The sequence below is a fragment of the Bradyrhizobium sp. 197 genome (genome assembly GCF_023073375.1).
Classification (GTDB): Bacteria; Pseudomonadota; Alphaproteobacteria; order Rhizobiales; family Xanthobacteraceae; genus Bradyrhizobium.
On sequence record NZ_JADPJJ010000074.1, the window covers coordinates 130,392 to 154,160 of the forward strand.

Annotated in this window: 17 protein-coding genes and 1 tRNA gene; 12 read left to right on the forward strand and 6 right to left on the reverse strand. The window is 62.9% G+C overall.

Annotated features, from left to right (window positions below; translation table 11 throughout):
* Positions 1-10: 10 nt before the first annotated feature.
* Positions 11-2,353, reverse strand: coding sequence for a xanthine dehydrogenase family protein molybdopterin-binding subunit (locus IVB27_RS17400; protein ID WP_247444611.1), 2,343 nt, complete (start codon positions 2,351-2,353; stop codon positions 11-13).
* Between the two features lie 84 nt (positions 2,354-2,437).
* A complete protein-coding gene (locus IVB27_RS17405; protein ID WP_247345050.1) occupies positions 2,438-2,923 on the reverse strand; it encodes a (2Fe-2S)-binding protein in 486 nt (161 codons plus the stop codon).
* A gap of 344 nt (positions 2,924-3,267) precedes the next feature.
* Here IVB27_RS17405 and IVB27_RS17410 point away from each other — a divergent pair, with 344 nt between their 5' ends.
* Together IVB27_RS17410 and IVB27_RS17415 are read left to right on the forward strand one after the other, a co-directional pair.
* Positions 3,268-5,307, forward strand: coding sequence for a methyl-accepting chemotaxis protein (locus IVB27_RS17410; RefSeq protein ID WP_247444612.1), 2,040 nt, complete (start codon positions 3,268-3,270; stop codon positions 5,305-5,307).
* Positions 5,308-5,575: 268 nt separating this feature from the next.
* Entirely contained in the window at positions 5,576-7,609 is a 2,034-nt protein-coding gene (locus tag IVB27_RS17415; protein ID WP_247444613.1) for a methyl-accepting chemotaxis protein, read from the forward strand.
* A 39-nt stretch (positions 7,610-7,648) separates the two neighbouring features.
* On the opposite strand, the gene IVB27_RS17420 is transcribed toward IVB27_RS17415, so the two are convergent.
* Positions 7,649-7,987, reverse strand: coding sequence for a DUF3175 domain-containing protein (locus tag IVB27_RS17420; RefSeq protein WP_247444614.1), 339 nt, complete (start codon positions 7,985-7,987; stop codon positions 7,649-7,651).
* A 176-nt stretch (positions 7,988-8,163) separates the two neighbouring features.
* Here IVB27_RS17420 and IVB27_RS17425 point away from each other — a divergent pair, with 176 nt between their 5' ends.
* The 3 genes from IVB27_RS17425 (at position 8,164) to IVB27_RS17435 (ending at position 12,180) form a co-directional block, all read left to right on the forward strand.
* Positions 8,164-9,651, forward strand: coding sequence for an MFS transporter (locus tag IVB27_RS17425; RefSeq protein WP_247444615.1), 1,488 nt, complete (start codon positions 8,164-8,166; stop codon positions 9,649-9,651).
* Positions 9,652-9,654: 3 nt separating this feature from the next.
* A complete protein-coding gene (otsB, locus tag IVB27_RS17430; protein ID WP_247345041.1) occupies positions 9,655-10,476 on the forward strand; it encodes a trehalose-phosphatase in 822 nt (273 codons plus the stop codon).
* A 240-nt stretch (positions 10,477-10,716) separates the two neighbouring features.
* Complete coding sequence (locus tag IVB27_RS17435; RefSeq protein WP_247444616.1) at positions 10,717-12,180, forward strand: trehalose-6-phosphate synthase; 1,464 nt, start codon at positions 10,717-10,719, stop codon at positions 12,178-12,180.
* Between the two features lie 54 nt (positions 12,181-12,234).
* Here IVB27_RS17435 and IVB27_RS17440 read toward each other — a convergent pair whose 3' ends face one another.
* On the reverse strand, positions 12,235-12,576 hold the full coding sequence (locus IVB27_RS17440; protein ID WP_247444617.1) for a hypothetical protein: 342 nt from the start codon (positions 12,574-12,576) through the stop codon (positions 12,235-12,237).
* Between the two features lie 197 nt (positions 12,577-12,773).
* On the opposite strand from IVB27_RS17440, the gene IVB27_RS17445 reads away from it, so the two are divergent.
* A tRNA-Ser gene (locus IVB27_RS17445) sits at positions 12,774-12,863 on the forward strand.
* Between the two features lie 43 nt (positions 12,864-12,906).
* On the opposite strand, the gene IVB27_RS17450 is transcribed toward IVB27_RS17445, so the two are convergent.
* Both IVB27_RS17450 and IVB27_RS17455 read right to left on the reverse strand, forming a co-directional pair.
* Positions 12,907-14,091 carry an integrase core domain-containing protein gene (locus IVB27_RS17450; protein ID WP_247444618.1) on the reverse strand — a complete coding sequence of 395 codons (1,185 nt, stop codon included), beginning with the start codon at positions 14,089-14,091 and terminating at the stop codon, positions 12,907-12,909.
* A gap of 186 nt (positions 14,092-14,277) precedes the next feature.
* On the reverse strand, positions 14,278-15,231 hold the full coding sequence (locus IVB27_RS17455) for a LysR family transcriptional regulator (RefSeq protein ID WP_247444619.1): 954 nt from the start codon (positions 15,229-15,231) through the stop codon (positions 14,278-14,280).
* Positions 15,232-15,377: 146 nt separating this feature from the next.
* On the opposite strand from IVB27_RS17455, the gene IVB27_RS17460 reads away from it, so the two are divergent.
* From IVB27_RS17460 to IVB27_RS17490, 6 genes are all read left to right on the forward strand, one after another.
* A complete protein-coding gene (locus tag IVB27_RS17460) occupies positions 15,378-16,367 on the forward strand; it encodes an ABC transporter substrate-binding protein (protein ID WP_247444620.1) in 990 nt (329 codons plus the stop codon).
* Positions 16,368-16,408: 41 nt separating this feature from the next.
* Complete coding sequence (locus IVB27_RS17465; protein WP_247444621.1) at positions 16,409-17,182, forward strand: ABC transporter ATP-binding protein; 774 nt, start codon at positions 16,409-16,411, stop codon at positions 17,180-17,182.
* A complete protein-coding gene (locus IVB27_RS17470; RefSeq protein WP_247444622.1) occupies positions 17,175-18,026 on the forward strand; it encodes an ABC transporter permease in 852 nt (283 codons plus the stop codon). Before IVB27_RS17465 ends, IVB27_RS17470 begins: the two co-directional genes overlap by 8 nt.
* Positions 18,023-19,336 (forward strand): FAD-dependent oxidoreductase, encoded by a 1,314-nt coding sequence (locus IVB27_RS17475; RefSeq protein WP_256468408.1) that lies wholly within the window; start codon positions 18,023-18,025, stop codon positions 19,334-19,336. The genes IVB27_RS17470 and IVB27_RS17475 overlap by 4 nt, the downstream gene beginning before the upstream one ends.
* Positions 19,333-21,507, forward strand: a complete 2,175-nt coding sequence (locus tag IVB27_RS17480; RefSeq protein WP_247444624.1) for a cytochrome P450/oxidoreductase — start codon at positions 19,333-19,335, stop codon at positions 21,505-21,507. The genes IVB27_RS17475 and IVB27_RS17480 overlap by 4 nt, the downstream gene beginning before the upstream one ends.
* 596 nt (positions 21,508-22,103) lie before the next feature.
* Entirely contained in the window at positions 22,104-23,678 is a 1,575-nt protein-coding gene (locus IVB27_RS17490) for an amidase family protein (RefSeq protein WP_247444625.1), read from the forward strand.
* Positions 23,679-23,769 lie beyond the last annotated feature (91 nt).

Genomic DNA, 23,769 nt, shown 5'->3' on the forward strand with positions numbered 1-23,769 from the left:
TTCCTCTCCCTTAAGCCGCGTGGATCGTGCGCCACACCCGGTCAGGGGTTGCGGGCATTTCCAGATTGTTCTTGCCGATCGCATCCGTGATCGCATTGATCACGGCCGCGGAGGCGCCGATCGCGCCCGCCTCACCGCAACCCTTGATGCCCAAGGGATTGCCCGGGCACAGCGTCGTGGTGTGGGAGAGGTTGAACGAGGGCAAATCGTCGGCACGCGGCATGGAGTAATCCATGAACGAGGCCGTGACCGGCTGGCCGTTGGCATCGTAGATCGCGTGCTCGAGCAGTGCCTGCCCAATGCCCTGGGCCAGGCCGCCATGGACCTGTCCCTCGACGATCATCGGATTGATCAGCCGGCCGAAATCGTCGGCCGCGACGAAGTTGACGAAGGTGGTCTTGCCCGTGCCGGGATCGACTTCGAGCTCGCAGATGTACGCCCCGGCGGGGAAGGTGAAGTTGGTCGGGTCGTAGAAGGCGCTTTCCTTCAAGCCCGGCTCCATTCCGTCAGGCAGGTTGTGCGCGGTGTAGGCCGCGAGCGCGACCATCGGGAAGGCGATCGCCTTGTCGGTACCGGCCACCTTGAACTCGCCGTTCTCGATGACGATGTCGCCCTCCGAGGCTTCCAGCGCATGCGCGGCGATCTTCTTGGCCTTGGACTCCATCTTCTCCATGGCCTTCAGGATCGCGGTGAGACCGACGGCTGCCGAACGCGAGCCGTAGGTGCCCATGCCGAACTGCACCTTGTCGGTGTCGCCATGGACGATCGAGACCTGGCTGATCGGAACGCCGAGGCGCTCCGCGACGAGCTGGCAGAACGTCGTCTCGTGACCCTGGCCGTGGCTGTGCGATCCCGTCAGGACCTCGATGGTGCCGACCGGGTTGACGCGCACCTCTGCCGATTCCCACAAACCGACGCCGGCACCGAGACTGCCGACCGCCTTGGACGGCGCGATGCCGCAAGCCTCGATGTAGCAGGACACGCCGATGCCGCGCAGCTTGCCGTCGGCTTTCGCCTTGGCCTTGCGCCCGGCGAAGCCGGCATAATCGATCGCCTTCATCGCGGCATCGAGCGAGGCGTTAAAGTCGCCGGTGTCATAGGCCATGATCACCGGCGTCTGGTGCGGGAACTGGGTGATGAAGTTCGACCTGCGCAGCGCGGCCGGATCGACCTTCAATTGCCGCGCCGCCGTCTCCATCAGACGTTCGATCAGATAGCTCGCCTCGGGGCGGCCTGCGCCGCGATAGGCGTCGACCGGCGTGGTGTTGGTGTAAACCCCGACCACCTCGGCATGGATCGCCGGGATGTTGTACTGACCCGACAGCAGCGTCGCGTAGAGATAGGTCGGCACCGACGACGAGAACAGAGACATATAGGCGCCGAAATTGGCGTAGGTCTTCACCTTGAGGCCGGTGATCTTGTTGTTGGCGTCGAACGCCATCTCGGCATGGGTGACGTGGTCGCGGCCATGCGCATCGGTGAGGAAGGCCTCGGTGCGGTCGCCGGTCCATTTCACGGGACGGCCGACCTTCTTCGAGGCCCACAGCGCCACCATCTCTTCGGGATAGATGAAGATCTTGGAGCCGAAGCCGCCGCCGACGTCGGGCGCGATCACGCGCAGCTTGTGCTCAGGGGCGATGTTGTAGAACGCCGACAGCACGAGGCGGGCCACGTGCGGGTTCTGCGACGTCGTGTAGAGCGTGAAATGCTCCTCCGCCGAATCGTAATCGGCAATGGCCGCGCGCGGCTCCATCGCGTTCGGCGCAAGGCGGTTGTTGGTGACGTCGAGCTTCACCACGTTGGCGGCCTTGGCGATGGCGGCGTCCGCGGCGCCCTCGTCGCCGATCACCCAGTCATAGACTTGGTTGCCGGGGGCTTCGGGATGCAGCTGCGGCGCGCCGGACTTGATCGCGGCGTGGACGTCGGCGACCGCGGGCAGTTCTTCGTAGTTCACGACCACGGCTTCGGCCGCGTCGCGCGCGAGGTTCTTGCTCTCGGCGATCACGACTGCGACGGCCTGGCCGACGAAACGCACCGTCTCCGGCGCCATCGCGGGCCATGCGCCCATCTTCATCGGGCTGCCGTCCTTGGAGGTGATGGCCCAGCCGCAGATCAGGTTGCCGACCTTGTCGTCGACGATCTCTTGTCCCGTGAGCACCGCGACCACGCCCGGCATCTTCAGGGCGGCGGAGGAATCGATCCCCTTCACCTTGGCATGCGCGTGCGGGCTGCGGATGAAATGGGCGTGGGTCATGCCCTGCAATTTGATGTCGTCGACGTAGCGGCCCTTGCCGGTAATGAAACGCTTGTCTTCCTTGCGCACGACGCGCGCGCCAATGCCTTCAACACCCATGTTTGGTCCTCCCGACCGGAATTTGTTTTCACCGCGCTTTCCCTCGAAAGCGGCAGCGGTGGTTCTTATTTCGAGGCGCGCCGCTTACTCGGCCGCCTGCGAGACCTTCATGCGCCCGGCCGCATCCAGCACGGCTTTGACGATGTTGTGATAGCCGGTGCAGCGGCAGATATTGCCTTCGAGCTCGTGACGGACGGTGGTCTCGTCGAGCTCGCCACCATGACGATGCACGATGTCGATCGCCGACATGATCATGCCCGGCGTGCAATAGCCGCATTGCAGGCCGTGATTGTCGCGGAACGCGGCCTGCATCGGGTGCAGTTCGTCGCCTTTGGCGATGCCTTCGATGGTGGTGACGCTGGCGCCGTCGGCTTGGCCCGCCAGCATGGTGCAGGATTTCACCGCCTTGCCGTCCACGTGGACGACGCAGGCGCCGCACTGGCTGGTGTCGCAGCCGACATGGGTTCCGGTGAGGTTGAGGTGTTCGCGCAGCAGCTGGACCAGCAGCGTGCGGTCCTCGACGTCGACAGCAACGGCCTTGCCGTTCACCGTCAGTTTGACTGTAGACACGGTTGAAGTCCTCCCGGGATTGATTTTGATTGTTTCCAATTAGAGACAGCGACCCGGAACTTTGCAACTAGGATTTTTGGTCGCCTTCGTCATGGAAAAGTCATTGATCCAGACGGGCCTGCGTTGATTTGGGGGAAGAGTCGACGGGATCCGGAACGCCGCGCCGGGCCGACGTGGGATGCCAGCCTCTATATCCCCATGCGGGCCGCCTTGGCCGGTTGAGCCGAAAATCTGCGGGGCGCGCCGAATTTACCGCCCCTTATCGATTCTGCCTTAGTTTTGCGCTGCCAGGTCAGGGGGCGGGGCGCCACCGGATCGCGGCTGAATAGAAAATGGGGGTAGGAATGTCCGGGCGTATCGCGTCGTCCTCGAAGCGCACTATAATGCCGACCCTCAGGTTCCGGGCCAAGATCATTCTGGGTTTTGCCGCCGTGCTGGTGATCTCCGCCGGCAGTATGGCCTTCTCCTATTTTGGTTTCGAGCGGGTCTCGTCCGGGGTCGGGTCCTACCGCGCCAGCGTCACCGAGGCCGATCTCGCCCGCAATATCGACCGCGAGCTGCTCGCCTATCGCTCGGCCGTCAAATATTTCGTCGTCACCGGCAAGGAGGACGACGCCAAGGCGGCGCTGGAGACCGAGGCCAACCTCAAGAACGCCATCGACCAGGCCACCAGGAGCGCCAAGAGGCCGGCGCGCCAGGAAAGCCTGGGCAAGCTCGCAAAGGAGTTTTCCAACTTCTCCGCGACTTTCGCAAAGGTTCTTCAGGCCAAGCGTGACAGCGCGCTGCTGGTGCAGAACCAGCTTACGCGCAACGCCAACCTCCTGAAATACAAGCTCGACGACATCGGCAACAACGCCTCCGATTCCGAGGCGCAGTCGATCGAGTTCGGCACCAAGCAGGTCAACGCCCAGTTCCAGACCGCGAACGCGGCGGCGACCAATTTCGTGCTGACGTCCGAGCAGGCGATTGCGACCAGCGCGCTGGCGCGGCTGAAATTCGTCGAGAATTCGCTCGGCGCGGTCTATTCCATGGACGACAAGATCGTCGCCGGCCTGAAGGAGGCCAAGGCGCTGTTAGGGGCTTATCGCGAAGCGCTGGAGAAGCTGATCGCCAACGCCAAGATGGTCGACGATCTCGTCACCGAGATGAGCGGCTCGGCCGGAGCGATCCTTCAGGGCGCCACCGCGATGAAGGCGGACCTCGTCGCCGAACAGCAGCGGCTGGAATCCGAATCGGAAGCGACCATCGGGAAGACCGAGCAACTGGTGCTGATGCTGGCCATCGGCGGCACGCTGCTCGGCGCGGTCCTCGCCTTCCTGCTCGGCACCGGCATTTCGCGTCCGATGATCGCGATGTGCAAGGCGATGCGCGAGCTTGCCTCTGGCAATTTCGACGTCGTGCTGCCGGGCCTGGGGCGCAAGGACGAGGTCGGCGAGATGGCCGGCGCGGTCGAGGAGTTCAAGGTGCAGGCCGTGGCCAAGGCCGAGCGCGACGCCGCCACGAGCGAAGTCCAGAACAGGGAGCAGGCCGCAAGCCGCCGTTCCGAGCTGATTCGTTTCGCCGACGATTTCGAGAGCGCGGTCGGCGCCATCGTCTCCAACGTCTCGGCTTCCGCCGTGCAGCTGGAATCGGCGGCCTCGACGTTGACCCGCACCGCCGAGACCACGCAGAGCCTGTCGAGCCAGGTCGCCGACGTCTCCGAGCAGGCCTCCAGCAACATGCAGTCGGTCGCGACCGCGACGGAAGAGCTCTCGGCCTCGGTCGAAGAGATCGGCCGCCAGGTGCGCGATTCCAGCCGCATTGCCGAAGCCGCCGTGGTGCAGGCGAAGGAGACCGACGGTCGCATCGGCAAGCTCTCGCACGCCGCCCAGCAGATCGGCGAGGTCGTCAAGCTCATCACGGCGATTGCCGAGCAGACCAACCTTCTGGCGCTCAATGCCACCATCGAGGCGGCACGCGCCGGTGAAGCCGGCCGCGGCTTTGCAGTGGTCGCCAGCGAAGTGAAGTCGCTCGCGAGCCAGACCGCGAAGGCCACCGACGAGATCTCCTCGCACATCACGGGCATGCAGGGCGCGACCGCCGAATCGGTTGCGGCGATCAAGGAGATCGGCGCCACCATCGGCCAGATCTCGTCGATCTCGACGTCGATTGCGAGCGCGGTGGAGCAGCAGGGCGCGGCGACGCAGGAAATCGCGCGCAGCGTCCAGACCGTCGCACAGGGCACCCAGACCGCCGCCACCGACATTGGTCAGGTCAACCGCGGCGCCGCCGAGACCGGCTCGGCCTCGGAAGAGGTGCTGCACTCGGCCAAGACGCTGTCGTCCGAAAGCACCCGGCTGCGCGCCGAACTCGACCGCTTCATGGGGAATATCCGGGCGGCGTAGGCAGTCGCTTTTCCAATGTCGTCCTGGCGAAGCCAGACCCATTATTCAGCGAAGAGTTGCGGCGCGTGGCCGGTAACCCCGCGTCTTCGTCAAACCGCTCCGACGAGGGGAGTGATCATATGAAGACACCCCCGCGTCACCTAACCGCTAGTTGCGGCGCCACAAATTTACCGCCGCTTATCCTTTGCCCCGTAACGTGCAGAAGAGTCAGGAAGCGGGCTGCTTCCGGGCTGCGCCTGGTTTTCCGCGAATGGAATGGGGTGGGGGAATGCCCGTCAAGTCGAAGCCGAACACATCGAAGCTGCTCACCCTGCGCTTTCGCGCAAAAATCATCCTTGGCTTCGTGGCGGTGCTCGCCATCCTCGCCGTCAGCATGGCTTTCGCCTATTTCGGCTTCGAGCGGATCCAGGCCGCCGTGGCCTCCTACCGCGCCAGCGTGGCGGAAGCGGACCTTGCACGGACGGTCGATCGCGAGCTGATCAGCTACCAGGGGCTGGCGCGGGCTTATGCGCTGACCGGCGCGGCGGATGACGAGACCGCGGCCAAGGCCGCCGAACAAAATCTGAAGGCGGCGATCGCCAAGTCGACGGCCGCGACCACGGGCGCGGCGCGCCGTGAGCAGGTCGGCAGGCTCGAAGCCGAGTTCCAGCGTTTTACGAAGGTGTTCAGCGAGATCATCACGTTGACACGCGAGAACAACAAGATCGCGGCCGATGAGCTCAACAGCGTCGGCAATAAGATCCGCTTCAAGTTCGACGATCTCGCCGACACCGCCGCGCTGGCGGGGCTTGCATCCGTTCAGACCACGGCCAAGGACATCACATCGCAATACCTTGCGGTCTCTACCTCGGTCGGCGCCTTCGTCGCCAAGCCGGAGCCGAAGAGCGCCGACGGCGTGACCGCCCGCATCAAGTTCCTGGAGACCCTGCTGGTCTCGATCTATGCCAACGAGCAGAAGATCACCGACCGCGTCACCGAGATCGGCAATCTCCTGAAGCAGTACCGCACCTCGTTCGGAAAGCTGACCGAGAATGTGAAGGTCATCGTCAAGTCGAACGGGGAGATGACCAAGACGGCGGCGGCCATCCTGAAACTCTCGGGCGAGCTGCGGTCGGACCTCTCAGCCGATCAGCAGCGCATCGAGGAGAGCGCCAATGCCACCATCGGCGACACCGAGCGGACGATGCTGATGATGGCGCTCGGCGGCCTCGCCATTGGCGCCGTGTTGGCCTGGATGCTGGGCAATGGCATTTCGCGTCCGATGATCGCGATGTGCAAGGCGATGCGCGAGCTTGCCTCGGGCAATTTCGATGTCGTGCTGCCGGGCCTGGGCCGCAAGGACGAGATCGGCGAGATGGCCGGCGCGGTCGAGGAGTTCAAGATGCAGGCCGTGGCCAAGGCCGAGCGCGATGCCGCCGCGAGCGAAGTCCAGAACAGGGAGCAGGCCGCAAGCCGCCGTTCCGAGCTGATTCGCTTTGCCGATGATTTCGAGAGCGCGGTCGGCGCCATCGTCTCCAACGTCTCGGCTTCCGCCGTGCAGCTGGAATCGGCGGCCTCGACGTTGACCCGCACCGCCGAGACCACGCAGAGCCTGTCGAGCCAGGTCGCCGATGTCTCCGAGCAGGCCTCCAGCAACATGCAGTCGGTCGCGACCGCGACCGAAGAGCTTTCGGCCTCGGTCGAAGAGATCGGCCGCCAGGTGCGCGATTCCAGCCGCATTGCCGAAGCCGCCGTGGTGCAGGCGAAGGAGACCGATGGTCGCATCGGCAAGCTCTCGCACGCCGCCCAGCAGATCGGCGAGGTCGTCAAGCTCATCACGGCGATTGCCGAGCAGACCAACCTTCTGGCGCTCAATGCCACCATCGAGGCGGCACGCGCCGGTGAAGCCGGCCGCGGCTTTGCAGTGGTCGCCAGCGAAGTGAAGTCGCTCGCGAGCCAGACCGCGAAGGCCACCGACGAGATCTCCTCGCACATCACGGGCATGCAGGGCGCGACCGCCGAATCGGTTGCGGCGATCAAGGAGATCGGCGCCACCATCGGCCAGATCTCGTCGATCTCGACGTCGATTGCGAGCGCGGTCGAGCAGCAGGGCGCGGCGACGCAGGAAATCGCGCGCAGCGTCCAGACCGTCGCACAGGGCACCCAGACCGCCGCCACCGACATCGGTCAGGTCAATCGCGGCGCCGCCGAGACCGGCTCGGCCTCGGAAGAGGTGCTGCACTCGGCCAAGACGCTGTCGTCCGAAAGCACCCGGCTGCGCGCCGAACTCGACCGCTTCATGGGGAATATCCGGGCGGCGTAAGGCTTCGTTACGGCAGAGCGAGAGGCGCGCGTTCCGCGCTCACTCCCTCCCGAACACCCGCTTCAGCTCCACCTTTGCTCGCTCCAGCCGCGTGCGCTGCGTCTGCGGCAGCGTCTTGCCGGCGCGGTTGATGTAGAACGTCAGCATCGACAGCGCCGAGCGGTAGGCGCCGGTCTTGCGGCGCGCGCTGTGCTCGGCCGAGCGCTTCAGCGAAGTCGCGATCTTCTTCGCGCTGGTCAGCTTGAACACGCCGTGTTTGAGGTCGAGCGCGTCGCTCTCCTTCGTCACCCGCTGTGACCAGCGCTTCGGTGAGGCGCGTTTGGTGCCCTTGCGCGCCGCTGTTTTGCGAGAATGTGTCGTCCTTCTGACATGAGCCATGCGCCAACTCCTTGCGGCTCCACCAAAAACCAGCGGCGCGAACGGTCGTTCCACGGGAACCTGCCCTCGCCGCAGACGTTGTCGCAGGTGGCAGGCGGAATGCCGCACCCCCTTGATCGGATCGACCGCGTCCACCTCCCGTGCCGGGGCGTCCATTGGTCAGATGCAACAACGCGATGGAATTGCAGCGAAGCCCAGCGCCGAATGATGGACCTGTGGTCTCCACGGCGACCGCGGTCGATCGCATCATCGAGACCAGCATTCCCTCACGACTCGACGCGCTGCCGTGGAGCGGCTTTCACACGCGCGTCGTGCTCGCGCTCGGCATCACCTGGATTCTGGATGGCCTCGAGGTGACGCTGGCCGGCGCGCTCTCCGGCGCGCTGAAGCAGAGTCCCACGATGCGTTTCTCCAATCTCGATCTCGGCGTCGCCAATTCCGCCTATCTTGCGGGTGCTGTGCTCGGCGCGCTCGGTTTCGGCTGGCTGACCGACCGCATCGGCCGCAAGAAGCTGTTCTTCATCACGCTTGCGCTCTATCTCTCGGCAACGGCCGCGACGGCTCTGTCATGGAATGTCGCGAGCTACGCGCTGTTTCGCTTCCTCACCGGCGCGGGCATCGGCGGCGAATACACCGCGATCAATTCGACCATCCAGGAACTGGTACCGGCGCGCTATCGCGGCTGGACCGATCTCGTCATCAATGGCAGCTTCTGGATCGGTGCTGCCATGGGCGCGGTGGCGGCCATCGTGCTGCTCGATCCCGCTGTGATCGGTCCCGATCTCGGCTGGCGCCTTGCTTATCTCATCGGCGCGGCCATCGGCCTCGTCGTGCTCTTGATGCGGATGTGGATTCCGGAGAGCCCGCGCTGGCTGATGATCCACGGCCATCCCGACCGGGCCCACAAGATCGTCGACGAGATCGAGCGCTCGGTGATCGGGCGCGACCAGGATACGAGCGACGGGCGTTTTACCAAGATCCGGCTGAAGATGCGGGATCACACACCGATCCGGGAGGTCGTGCACACGCTGTTCTCGGTCTATCGCCAGCGGGCGATGGTCGGCCTCGTGCTGATGATCGCGCAGGCCTTCTTCTACAATGCCATCTTCTTCACCTTCGCGCTGGTGCTGACCGATTTTTACGGGATCAGCGCCGATCATGTCGGCTGGTATCTGCTCCCCTTCGCCGCCGGAAATTTCCTTGGTCCGTTGCTGCTCGGCCGGCTGTTCGATACGCTCGGCCGCCGCATCATGATCATGTTCACCTATGGCGCGTCGGGCCTGTTGCTGGCGCTGTCCGGCTATCTGTTTTCGATCGGCGCGCTGAGCGCACAGGAGCAGACTATCGCGTGGATGGTGATTTTCTTCTTTGCCTCGCCCGCCGCGAGCGCCGCCTATCTCACCGTCAGCGAGACTTTCCCCCTGGAGGTCCGCGCGCTGGCGATCGCGGTGTTCTACGCGGTCGGCACCGGCATCGGCGGCGTAATCGGCCCCGCGCTATTCGGCGTGCTGATCGACACGGGATCACGCACCAGCGTGTTTGCCGGCTATTTGCTGGGGGCATTCCTGATGATCGCGGCCGCGATCGTGGCATGGCGCTATGCCGTCTCATCGGAACGCAAATCGCTCGAAGAAATCGCGCGGCCGCTTGCGTCTATGGAGTAGATTATGAAATCGGAACTGGCTGAACTGGATCAAAAGCGCACCATGGTCGACATTGAAGCGCCCGATGCGGTGCCGGTGCCTCACGCACTCGTGCCGCATCTCAACGAGACAGCGATTCTGCTCGACATCGACGGGACGCTGCTCGACCTGATGCCGACGCCGCGTGAGGTGTGGGTGCCGCCAAGCCTGTCGGAAACGCTGAACCGGCTGACGGAGCGCACGTCGGGCGCGCTTGCGATGGTCAGCGGCCGTTCGCTCAACGACATCGATCTGATCTTCGCGCCCGATGTATTCCGCGCCGTCGCCGGCCACGGCGCGGAGATGCGGCTTTCGGTGGACAACGAAGCCGATGCCGTCAGCGCGCCGCCGCTGGACAAGGAGTTGAAGCGGCGGCTCGCGGCGGTTGCCAAGCTCAGTCCCGGCATTCTGCTCGAGGACAAGGGTTATTCGCTGGCGCTGCACTACCGCCTCGCGCCACATGCGGAGAAAGCGATCTATGAATCCGTTTCGCTGATCCGCGCCGACCTGCCCAATGCGCCGATCGAGGTGCTGCCGGGCAAGTTCGTCTGCGAGATCAAGCATTCCGGTTTCACCAAGGCGACCGGCGTGCGCGAGTTGATGACGCACGAGCCATTCAAGGGGCGCCGCCCGATCTTCATCGGCGACGACGTCACCGACGAGACCGTGTTCGCGATCATGCCCGACATGAACGGGCTCTCGTTCTCGGTGGGCCGCCGCGCCATCGGCGTCGACGGCCATTTCGATGCGCCGAACGATGTGCGCACGTTCCTCGCGCGTCTGCTCGACGACACAAGGTTGGAATAAGGCGCCGACACCTCGAAGCCACATTGGGCGCTCGCAATGGTTCCGGTGCGCGCGCTATTCGTGCTGCATGTCCCGGCCACCAAACCGGTTTTTGTTGAACGAAATCGGCATGTTCCCATCAGGAAAAACTGGTTCCAACGCGCGCGCCTGATTTTGGTTTCAATCCGAAGAAATGATGATCAGGAACCATATTGATGAACGGCAGTTAAATGGGGTGGAATGAACAGGAGGGGACGACCTGTGAACTTAATCGTCGTTTCAAATCGTGTTGCGCGCGGCAAACCTAACGAGCCGATGACGGGCGGGCTCGCGGCTGCGTTGCTTCCGGTCGTTGAGAATTCAGGCGCAATCTGGGTGGGTTCCTCAGGTCGCGTGCGGGATGGCCATCAAAAGGAACCGTTTGCCGAGATTGAAGCACTGGGTTCGGGTGCGATCGCAACGCTGGATCTGCCGGCGGCGCATTATGGCGGCTACTACGAAGGCTTTGCCAACTCAGCCTTGTGGCCGGCGCTGCACTCGCGCAGCGACCTGATCCGCGTCTCGCGTGATGACTATGTGAGCTATCGCGAGGTCAACGCCTTCATGGCGCGCGCCTTGATGCGCTTCCGGAAAGCACAAACGGCGTTCTGGGTGCAGGACTATCATTTCCTCGCGCTCGGCGCGGAACTGCGCCATCTCGGCGTCGACGACCCGATCGGCTTCTTCCTGCACACGCCGTGGCCGGTCGCAGCGGTGATGCAGGGCGTGCCCAATCATCGCGAGCTGATCACGGCGATGCTGGCCTACGATCTGCTCGGCTTCCAGACCAATGACGATTGCCAGAATTTTCTCGGCTATGTGGCGGGTGAACTGGGCCTCGTTGTCGAGGACGGGGTCGCGATTTCGCAGTATGGCCGAACTCGTTGCGAAGTCTTTCCGATCGGCATCGATGCCGAGAAGTTCGCGCAATATGCGGCGAAGTCGGTTTCGCATCCGGACGTGTCGCGGCTGCGCCGCAGTCTCAACGGCGAGCGGCTGGCAATCGGCGTCGACCGGCTCGATTATTCCAAGGGCCTCGTCAACCGCATCAGCGCATTCGACCGGCTCTGGACCGAGCATCCGCAGTTTGCGCGCAGCATCTCGCTGTTGCAGATCGCAAATCCCTCGCGCGGTGCCATCGAGGCCTATGGCAATCTCCAGAGCGAGGTCGCGCGTCTCGTGTCCGACGTCAACGGGCGCCACGGCGAGGCCGACTGGACACCGATCCGCTATCTCAACAAGGGATTTAGCCAGGCCGTGCTCTCGGGTCTCTACCGCACCGCGCAGATCGGCGTGGTGACGCCGCTGCATGACGGCATGAATCTGGTCGCCAAGGAATACGTCGCCGCGCAAAATCCGGCCGATCCCGGCGTGCTGGTGCTGTCGAAATTCGCCGGCGCGGCCAACGAGCTCGACACTGCCCTCCTGGTCAATCCGCACGACATCGACGGCATGGCGCGCGCGGTCGCGGTCGCGGCCGCGATGCCGCTCACCGAGCGCAAGATGCGCTGGGAAGCGATGATGAAGAAGCTGCGCGGCCACACCATCCAGCAATGGTCGGCGGATTTTGTCGCCGAGTTGGAGAAGTGCCGGACCGAAAAGGCCGCGGTGGCGCCGCTCGAAGCACAGCCGCCTCAGGCGTTGCGCTGGCTGAAGTCCGCGATCTCAGGTGTGCGGTTGATTTAGCTCTTGCTCGCCCGGTTCTTCTGGGGAAAGGCCGAGGTGAGTGGCTACAGCCCGTCAATAGCAATACGACACGCCCTCCAAAATCGCGCATCGCCGCTTGTTCGGCGCGTTCGGATCGTCCAGCGGCACCATGCCCTTGCCCTGGCCGACAAACAGGCCAGGCCCGACATGCACTGAGCTTTTGTTGCCGATGATTACGCTCTGGTGCGGCGCCGAGCTCGAGCGCGTGCCGTCGGGCCAGAGGATGGCATCGCCCGAAAGCATCCCGCGCCGTCCGTCGTCGCAGCTCACGTCGACCCCTTGCCGGGTGCAGATTTGTGCAGCGGCCGGTCCGGCGAAGGCGGCGGCAAGGGCCGAAATCAGGCTCAGCGCGATGATGGCGTTACGGATGGTCATGGTGCTCCCGGTCGTGGTTGGGCATTCTCAAGTGAATCGTCGCCCCAAACCTGCCGCCGGTTCGGCCCGTAGCGGGTTCCGAGCGCTGAGGCCGCGTCCGATATTATCTATGAAATACAAGATCTTACGGAAATTTAACCCGATTTCCCCGCGATCCCTTGCAAAATCATCGGCGCCCCTTCAAGAGAGTGCGCTCCGGAGAGATGGCCGAGTGGCTTAAGGCGCACGCTTGGAAAGCGTGTGTGCGGGAAACCGTACCGTGGGTTCGAATCCCACTCTCTCCGCCAATCGTCAACTGTCCAGCCCGGAGACATCGGTAACAGGTCGTCCCTAAGACATGGGTGACAACCTCGTGCCGAACGGGTTGTCGAGGGGTTGCAGGGTTTTCTGCTCCAGGTCGAAGTATCCCAGATCATCGTGCATGAAGCTGACGAGCCAAATGCTGTCGTCGACCTCCTTGATGCCGAGTTTCTGGCCGGCCAGCACGGTCGAGATGTTGATTCGCTTGCGATGCAGGCAAAGGCGCCCGCAAGCGGTCACGAGAACCTCGCGATCGTGGAACGGATAGATCAACTCGGGCAAGCCATCGTAACGGCGTGGTGAGGCGCGATAGAGTTCGGCGGAGCATTTCATCTGCAGCGCCTCATGCGGCCGTTCGGTATTGAACTCGCGGACGAAGGCGTCGAAGCGGTCCTGCTGCTGCAGGCTGTTGGCGCCCGGCGGACGGGTCGTCTCCTTCTTGAGGGTGAGGTGCATGCGCTCGTGGCGGCCGTTCTGCTGTGGATGGCCGGGCTTGATGCGTTCGATGACGATGCCGAGCCTCAGCCACCAGACCGCGAGCTTTGAGAGATTGAACAGGGCATTGGGACTGGCAAAGGGCACGCCGTTGTCGGAGCGGATGGCGAACGGCAAGCCACGCTCGCGGAACAGCCGTTCAAAGGCGGTAATGGCAGGCTCTTCGCGCGTGGAATCGAGCGCCTCGCACAACAGCAGGAAGCGCGAGGCATGATCGGTGACGGTCAGCGGATAGCAGTACCGCCCATTGCCGAGCTTGAACTCGCCCTTGAAGTCGGCGCACCACAGCTCGTTGGGTCCCGTGCCCGCGGAGAGCGGCGTGCCGCGCGCGCGGTGGCGCGGCCCGCCGGCGCGCTTGACCAGGTCATGGCGGTCGAGCACCGCATGGATGGTACTTTTGGCCGGAACCCGGATATCGCCGTCCAGCCGTCGGACCAGCAGTTCCCGGATCTTGCGCGCGCCCCAGTGCGGCTTCTCGCCCTTGAGCCGGACAATCAGGCTCTCGAGCTGCTCCGGCAGCTGGTTGGCGTAGCGCACCGGCCGCCGCGAGCGATCGCTCAGGGCCTCAAGACCGTGCTCCTTGTAGCGATCGAACATCTTGTAGCCGGTCTTGCGCGAGACGCCGAAATCCCGGCACACGTCCGTCATGGCCTCCCCGTCCAACAGGCGGGCGACAAAGCGCAGGCGTTCTTCCATAACCGAACTCGCTTTCCACGGCATCCACACCTCCCGCTCGCAAAAAAGCGAAAAGTGTAACCCATGTGTCCGGTACGACCTGTCACCTATGTCTCGGGCCGCTCAAAACCCGAGAAGAAAATTAGTCAGTATCGAGAAGGACCGCCGGCGGCGAAAGTCCAGGCTGCGGATTCCGGCTGGCAATGTCGAGTGCGTGCTGGCAGGCGTCCCTCATTGCGCGGGTAGGTGAAGCAGCCGCCTGAAATGCCGAAACATCTGCGACTGCGACTGTTCACGGTTCCAGCTCAGATGCACCGAAAGGGCCGGACTGCCATCGATGTCTATCGTGCTGAAGCGTCGGCCGGTCTCACCGACGACCGCGACATCGTCGACGATTGCTATCCCAACGCCTTCGTGCACAAGGCCTATCGCCGTTTCGATATGGCGGACCCGTATGCCAACGTGCGGCTCGATCCCAATTTCTCTAAACTGCTTTTCCGCGATCGAGCCGTGGGGCGTATGAGGCTCAAAAAGGATCAAGAACTTGTCCTTGAGGTCCGTAGCCGTCAGTTTGTCGAAAGCCGCCAACGGATCAGCAGACGGAACAAGCGCAACGAGTTTGCATGGACGCACGGGCACGCTTTCGATCAAAGGGTGAGCTACTGGAAAGATAGAAACTACACACTCTCCCTTTTGGAGGAGCAGGTAGTCGATGATCTGCTCCAACATCAGAACATCGATATGAAACTGCAGCTTCGGAAGGTCCTCGTGCATGCGGGCGATGACGTTGGGCACCACCGCACGACCCGGGCTGCCGGTGGCGCCGATTCGAAATAGTCCTCCGTCTCCGTTGACGAGGCGCTCAACCGCATTCCCTAGCTCGTCCAGCTCATCGAAGACCTTGCTTGCCAAACCCAGCAGCCGAATGGCCTCCCCTGTGGGGACAAGCCGCCCCTTGGTTCGCTTGAACAGGGTCAAACCGAGAATGTCCTCGCAACGCTGTACGATGCGCGAAACGCTGGGCTGCGTGGTGGCCAGGACTTTGGCCGCGCCATTCAAGGTGCCTGACGCCATAACCGCCCGGAACACCTCAATCTGGCGGAGGCTCAGGCGCCGCCTGTCCGCAGCGGTTTTCCTGACTTGTCCGTATTCGACGGAATCTTCACTCGTCCTGTCGGCAGTCATGTCGTCACTAATTGCTATGCCTTCAAGGCATAGAGGATGGCAAAAGCTTTCATTGTGTCAATAGGTCTGAGCAGGCTTCTCTGTTTCCAACCAACCAAAAGGAAACGGGAGGATCTCTCATGAGAAACCGCACGATTGCTGGGCTTGTGGCCTGCGCGATCTCGACTCTGGCTTCGGTTGCCCACGCAGCCGATCCCGTGAAGGTCTGTGGGTTGAGGTTCACCTCGTCGGCCGCAAATTTCATTGCCGTCGAGAAAGGCTACTACGCAGACGAAGGGCTCGACATCACCCTTGCCTATTTCGATGCCGCGCAACCCGTCGCCGTGGCCGTTTCGGCGGGCGCTTGCGATATCGGCGTCACCGGGTTCACGGCCGGCATGTATAATCTGGCCGGTCAGGGTACGTTGCGCATCATCGCAGGGGAAGCCTGGGAGGAGCGTGGCTATCAGTTCATCGGTGTCGTTGCTTCCAACGAGGCTTACGACAAAGGCCTCAGGAGCATCAGGGACTTGCCGGGCAAGCGTTTCGGGGTAACGCAGCTCGGTTCGACGTTCCACTACAATGTTGGAATGCTCACCGACAAATATGGCTGGGACAACAAGGCCGTTTCGGTCGTTCCACTGCAGTCGGTCGCCAACATGGTTGGCGCCGTCAAGTCCAGCGCGGTCGATGCTGCGGCGCTGCCATCCTTCGTTGCCAATCCGCTGAGCGCGGGAGGCGCGGTTAAACTACTTGGTTGGGTTGCGGCGGAAACACCGTGGCAGGTGTCCGGCGTCATCGCATCCAAGGACATGATCGACAAGCGCCGCAGCGTGGTAGAGCATTTCATCAAGGCCTATAAGCGCGCAACGGCCGAATACGACGCGGCATTCAATCATCTCGACGCTGGTGGCAAGCATGTCTTCGGCAAGGATGCTGAAGCGCTTTTCCCAATCATTGAAAAGTACACCAACACCTCGCGGGCCGTGGTGATGGATGGCCTGCCCTATGTCAACAAGCAGGCCAGCTACAATATCGCCAACGTCGCCGCGCAGCTCGACTGGTACAAGGCCCGCGGTTTTGTCGATGCCGGCGTCACCGTCGACAAAGTTGCCGATGCGTCCTTCGTAGAGGTCGTGAAGGAAAACTTTAAATAGCCGTCGATCCTCCCTGAGGAAGTCGAGAGAGGAAGCGAGCCATGGATCTGTCGGTTGCTGCGATCTCGCATTGGTATGGCGGCACCAATGCCCTTCAGAACGTCAGCTTTGATGTCAAAAGCGGGGAGGTGGTCTGCCTGATTGGTCCCTCGGGTTGCGGCAAATCGACCCTTTTAGGCATCATCGGAGGGCTGATCGCGCCTTCATCCGGCGAAGTCAGGCTGCGCGGGGCGCCTCCCGCGGGTTCGCTCAATCCGCTGACCTACGTGTTCCAGGATTTCGCTTTGTTGCCCTGGCGCACGGTCAGGGGAAACGTGGCCCTTGCGCTCGAAGAGCACAAGCTTCCGGCAGGCGAACTCGCCTCGCGCGTCGGCCGCGCGCTAACGATGTGCGGGCTTTCGGACTTCGCGGAGGCCCTGCCCAGGCAACTATCGGGCGGCATGAAGCAACGTGTCGGCATTGCGCGCGCGATTGCCGTCACCCCGGCGGTGTTGCTGTTGGACGAACCCCTGTCCGCGCTAGACGCCCAGACACGTGACCTTCTGATCGAGGACTTGCTCGAGATTTTCCGGCGCGAATCCGCCACCGGCATCTGGGTGACACACAACCTCGATGAGGCGCTGAGGGTCGGAGACAAGGTCGTCGTGCTTTCGCGGAGGCCCGGCCGGCTCAAGAAGATCGTCCCAGTCGACATCCCGCGCGACCAGCGTGTGCTTCCGGAATCCGCGGCCGAAATGGCGAGACTGCACAATGAACTCTGGTCGCTGATCAAGGCAGAAGCCGTGATGGCGGATCGCGAGGTTGCCGATGTCTAGCGCACTCGAACTGGTGCAGGACGCGTCCCAGCGCAACTCCACGGGTTCTAAGGATGAAGGCCCGGAAGCGGTCGTCAGATTCCGTGGTGGCGGATTCGACCCTCGGCCGAATGCCTGGATCGGCTGGGCGGCGATCATCGGCCTTATGGCGATCTGGCAGCTGGCGGCAGCGTCCGGATATCTTTCACCGTTGGTCCTCCCCAGCCCGGTTCAGGTCGGAAGCGCACTCCTCAAGATGGCGGCCGCCGACGATTTCACGAGCCAGGTGTCCGCTTCGCTCTCGCGCGTGGCGAGCGGATGGCTCATCGGCACGATCATGGGACTGATCGTCGGCTGCGCCATGGGTGTTTTCTCGATCGCCCGGGCCGGCGCGCTGCCCATCGTCTCCGGGCTTTATCCCATTCCAATGATCGCCATCCTGCCGTTGCTGATCGTATGGCTCGGCATCGGAGAGAGTTCCAAGACCGCCGTTATCGTCCTCGGCGTCTTCTCGCCGACCGTGATCAGCACATTCAGCGCCGTGGACAATGTTCCGCGCGGCCTGATCCGCATGGGACAAAGCTTCGGACTTTCCTGGCGCTCCATAGTGTTCAAGATCATCCTGCCTGGCTCGCTTCCCGGCGTCCTTGCCGGGTTTCGGATCAGTGCGGCGATCGCGCTGATCCTCCTGGTGTCTGCCGAAATGATCGGTGCCGAATATGGCATCGGCGCGCTGATCCTGCTCGCCGGAAATCTCATGCAGACGGACCGGCTCGTGGCGGGCGTTCTCCTGCTCTCGGCGACAGGGCTGGTGATTTCCTGGCTGCTCGGCCGGCTCGAAAAGGCGCTGCTGAAATGGCGATGAACTCTGCAACTCATATCGTTTCCAGGGCGTCTGGAGCCACAAGACTGCAAGCAGACATTTGCGTCGTCGGCAGCGGTGCTGCAGGTTCGATGGCGGCACTGACAGCCGCAAGACTCGGTCTCAAGACCGTCCTTGTTGAAGCGATGCCAAATGTCGGCGGGCAGTTGGTCGGGACATTGCTTGGAACGATCTGCGGGCTCTACGACAATGGACCGCGGCCACGCCGGCTCACATTCGGTCCTGTCGACGACCTGCTGAAGGACCTTTGGCAGCGCAATGCTATTCATGCGCGTCGCGCTCTGAATACGCTGGTGCTGCAATATGATGAAGCGTTGACGGGGCGCTGGACCGAACGTGCGCTTCGCGACGCCGGGGTGGAACTCGTTCTCGGAGGCGTGGTCCGCAACGCCTCTATGGTGGACCGTCGGGTCACGACGCTTGATGTGGCGACCCGCTGGGGCGACCTCAAAATCTCCGCTCACGGATTCATCGATGCTTCCGGAGATTCCACCGTCGCATGGCACGCGGGACTTCCGGTGCGCGAACCCAACGAAGCACAATGGGGAACTCAGATGTTCATCATAGAAGGCTTCGACGTTGACAAGGCCGACCTGATCGACGGGTTCAAGGTCGAGGAAGCCTTGCAGCGCCGCAGTAGCGAATTCGGTTTGCCCCGCAGGGACGGGTTCATTTTCAAATACCCCGGCCGTGATATCGCAACCGTCAACATGACGCACATCCCCAATCCCACAGAACCGATCGCCGCCGCCGATGCGGCTTTGGCGGGCAAGGACCAAGCCGATGTGCTGATGGAATTCTTCAAATCGGAGTACCCTGAAGTTATGGCCAACGCCCGCATCCGATCCTACGGGCAGCCAGGCATTCGTCAGACACGCTGGTACGTGGCCGATCATCATCTCACCCTTGATGAAGTGCGCGGCGGCCGGCGACCGAAGGACGCGGTGGCTCGCTGCACCTGGCCCGTCGAGGCCCACAACTCCGCCGAGCGCGTCTATTGGGAAGAGTTTGAAGATCCAGACCACATGCACTATGTGCCGCTTTCCAGCATGATCCATCGCGACGCCGACAATCTCGTCGCAGCCGGGCGCTGCATCGATGGAGACACGGCAGCCCTTGCCTCGGTGCGCGTGATGGGTCCATGCTTCGCGATGGGGCAGGCGGCTGCACATGCGCTAAAACTCGCCGGCGCCGGATCCGTCCGGGACGTGTCGTTTGCAGAGCTCGAATGCGCTCTTAGCGCCAATCTGGAGAACTTCGCAGTCGATCCGTGGACGGAGAGCGCGATATGAATGCGCCCGGTGCGCTCCACTCGTCATCTTACGATGTTGACCTCTACTCCGACGAGGTGATCCTCGATCCTTACGATCATTATCGAGCCATCCGCGAACTCGGTTCGGTCGTGTATCTGCCTAAGCACAATCTGTGGGCCATAAGTCGCCATGCCGATGTGAAGGCTGCACTGCTGAATCACGAACTGTTTTCGAGCGCCAAGGGCGTCGCTGCCAACGATGTACTTAATACCGCCGGCCTCGGTAACACCATCACAAGCGATCCTCCTGATCACACGCGCATGCGCTCGATTATCCGCGAGCCGCTCACAGTTCCCGCGCTGCGCAAAATATCGCCATCGGTGAAGGACGAGGCTGAGGCCGTTGTCGAGCGTCTCGTCCGGCTGGGCGAATTCGAGGTCATGAGCGAACTGGCGCAATATCTACCGGTCACGATCGTCTCGCGCCTTGTCGGTCTGCCTGAGGAAGGCCGCGGCAACATGCTGAAATGGGCGGGCGCGACCTTCGATGCGCTCGGACCCATGAATGGACGTGCGCAGGCGGCCATGCCGAAGATCGAAGAGCTGCACGCCTATTGCAGGAACCCGGCGACGATCGGATCGCTGCGCCCCGATGGCTGGGCCGCCGCGATCTGGAGGGCGGCGGAACGTGGTGATATTCCGCGCGACAAATGTCCGGCCATGATGCGTGATTATATTAGCCCGAGCCTCGACACCACCATCTTTGCCACGGGGAACATCGTGCGCGCGTTCGCAAGATTTCCGGATCAATGGGACTTGGTGCGACGCGACTGGAGCCTCATATCGGGCGCGATCAATGAAGGCATTCGATGGGAGTCGCCCGTGCGCGGCTTCACCCGCGTGCTCACGCGGGATGCAGAGTTCGACGGTGTCCAGTTGCCAGCGGGCACGCGGATGTTGCTGCTTTATGCCTCTGCGAACCGGGATGAACGTGCCTGGAAAAGCCCCGAGATATTCGATGTGCGTCGCGACACACGGGACCATATCGGCTTCGGGTTCGGCCCGCATATCTGCGTCGGGATGCATCTTGCTCGTCTCGAAATCACGTGCTTGTTGCAGGCCCTGGCGAAGCGCGTCACCCGTTTCTTCATCCGTGACGAGCAATGGGGCATCAACAACGCGCTGCGCGGTCTCAAGACCATGCATGTCGAGGTCATGACAGGCGAGGACCGGGAAGCCAAGCGCGATCAGCCGATTTCACTGGCCGAGCCGCTCAACCATCTCGCGGTTACCGTCGCCGGAATCGTCGAAGTCGCGAAGGACATATGGCTGGTCACATTGCGATCGGCCAATGGCTCGCCCTTGCCCGAGGCGTCGCCGGGCGCGCACATCGACGTGCACCTGCCCAACGGCTTGACTCGGCAATATTCGGTTGTACTCGGCAAGGGCGGTGCGGGCAGAATTCAGATCGGCGTGAAACGCGAGCACGCGGGCCTGGGCGGCTCAGCCTTCATTTTCGAGAAGCTGCGAGTTGGCGACGACATCCGGATATCAGGACCGCGCAACAACTTTCCGCTGGTCGAAATCGCGCGGAACAGCGTGTTCATCGCAGGCGGGATCGGCGTCACGCCCATCATCAGCATGAAGCGCCGCGCCGCGCAGCTCGGCTTGACGCATCGACTCTACTTCGCGGCTCGCGCCGAATCCGAAGTTGCGTTTCTCGATGAATTGTCGGGTGATCCGAATGTTCATCTCCACATCGACGAAGAGGCCGGCTCGGTACTCGATCTCGCAAGCATCGAGGCCGGTGCGCCGGTGGACACGCATTTCTATTGCTGCGGGCCGAAGCCGATGATGCAAGCATTCGAACGGATTTTCGCTGTCCGACCGAAGGAATGCGTGCATCTCGAATATTTCTCGGCCAGGCACGAAGCGGCGCGGAGCGGTGGCTTTGACGTCGAACTCGCCGGCAGCGGCCGCATCGTCAGGGTCGAGCCGGGCGAGCGCATCGTCGATGCGCTCCGCCGGGTCGGTGTCGAGGTGCCGGTATCGTGCGAGCAGGGTGTTTGCGGTTCATGCGAAACGCAGGTCCTCGCCGGCGAGCCGGACCACCGGGATTCTGTGTTGAGCGCCGAGGAAAAGGCCGCGAATAAATCGATGATGGTATGCTGTGGCGGCTGCAAAGGCGATCGCCTGGTTCTTGATCTGTAGGCTGGCGAGAAGTGATGAACCCTTGCGGCGTATCCGATCCTTACCATCGCTCCAGCACCTTCGAAAAGTTCTGCGACAAGGAGTGCAAGCTGTGCCGCTGCGCTTGGTATCCTCCATGCCCAGTACCTCAATTCCGACTCTGTGTTCCGCGTCAAGAGATCGCCGGTTGCGTCCTATGAGAGGTTCGACCGCGAATTCACTCCGTGGCGTTCCCATTTCGATTTCGTCTTGACGCTAGAGGAATTCTCGGACGGCAAGACGTCGCATACCCCGTTGGTCGAGCGCGAGGCGCCATCCGGTCCGCGACACGCTTCCATCGGCGATCGCTGCCGACATGGCGATACTATGCGGCTGCAGGCAAATGCTCCGATTGGTCGCTGTCCAAATGGGGGCGTCAAAAACTCGGTCGCGACGCGGCAATCTTTGCGGTAGTTCGTTCCGTTGTTCAACCAATACATGGGTCATGGGAAAACACCTAAAGGTTCATGGGCGTGTCTCGCGCGCCTTCGGCCGCGGCGGCGCGCCATGCAGAAACGCGCCTGTACACGGGCGCGTGACCTCCATAACTTCCGCAGCGCAATTTGAGGAGATGCGACGTGGCGAAGAAAACGGCGACCAGGAAGAAAAGTGCTGCGAAGAAAGCAGCAAAGACCTCCAGCAAGAAAAGCGCCGTTCGCAAGGGCATGGTTGCGAAGGCTGCAACGAAGCCGGTCAAGAAGGCCGCCCCGCGCAAATCATCGGCACCACGCCGCCCGAAAGGGCCGGCCTGGCAATGGTCGGCGGTCGAGACCGCAGCCGCAATCCGCTCCGGCGCCATCTCCGCGGTCGAGACCGTCGAGGCGCATCTCGAGCGGATGCGTGCCGTCAATCCGAGGCTGAACGCCGTCGTCGTCGATCTCTCGGAGGAGGCGCTGGCTGCGGCGCATGCGGCCGACAAGCAGCGCGCGAAGGGCGGCGAACTCGGCCTCCTGCACGGCGTACCGATCACGATCAAAGAGAATGTCGATTACGAAGGCCGTCCGAACTTCAACGGCGTGCCGGCGAACAAGGATCTCGTTGCGCCGTCGGATTCGCCCGTGGTGCGCAACCTGAAGAAGGCCGGCGCGGTCGTTATCGGCCTCACCAACACCCCGGAATTCTCTTTCCGCGGCTTCACCGACAATCCCCTGCACGGGCTGACGCTCAATCCCTGGGATCCTGATATCACCTGCGGTGGCTCCTCGGGCGGCGCGGGTTCGGCGGTCGCCGCCGGCATCGGCACCATCGCGCACGGCAACGACATCGGCGGCTCGCTGCGCTGGCCGGCGCATTGCAACGGCGTTACGACCATCAAGCCGACGCAGGGTCGTATTCCGGCGTTCAACGCAAGCGCAACCGCCGAGCGGCCGATGCTGGCGCATCTGATGTCGGCGCAGGGGCCGCTCGCCCGCCACGTCGCCGACATCAGGCTCGCGCTGGAAGTGATGAGCCAGCGCGATCCGCGCGATCCCTGGTGGGTGCCGGCGCCGCTGGTGGGACCGAAGCCGAAGGGGCCGATCAAGGTAGCGCTCGCCAAGATTCCTGAAGACATGGACGTCGATCCGTCCGTGCGCACGGCGTTGCGTCAGGCCGCCGATCATCTGGAGCGTTCCGGCTATCGGGTCAACGAGGTCGATGTGCCCGACATCGACGGCGTCTGGCAGACCTGGTGCGACATCATCACCAACGAGACGATGGTGTTGCAGGAGGCCGGCATGCTGAAGGTGACGTCTGAAGACTTCCACAAGGCGTGGGGCGGCATGAAGGCCAAGGCCAATGTGCTCGACCTCAAGGCCTGGATGCAGGCGACTGCCGCGCGCAACGGCCACATCCGCGCCTGGCAGCTGTTCTTCGAGGAATATCCGGTGGTGCTGGCGCCGACCACGGTGAAGCCGACGCCGGGCCCGCGTGAAGACACCGTCAGTGCCGAACGCGTGCGCGAGATCTTCTGGGGCGAGATCCGCTTCATCTCCGCGATCAACGTGCTGGGTTTGCCGGGCGCCGTGGTGCCGGTGACGCTGCACGATGGCAAGCCGATCGGCGTGCAGCTCATCGCCGGGCGCTATCGCGAGGACCTCGCGCTCGATGCGGCGGCCGCGATCGAGAAGCGGGCCGGCGTGCTCGCCCATCGGCTGTGGGAACAGATGGATTGATAGACAGCGAAGGCCTCACCTTCTCCCTTGCAAAAGGGGAGAAGGAAACCGCTCAGCCAGCAGCGCAAAAACTCATTAATCCAATTTGACT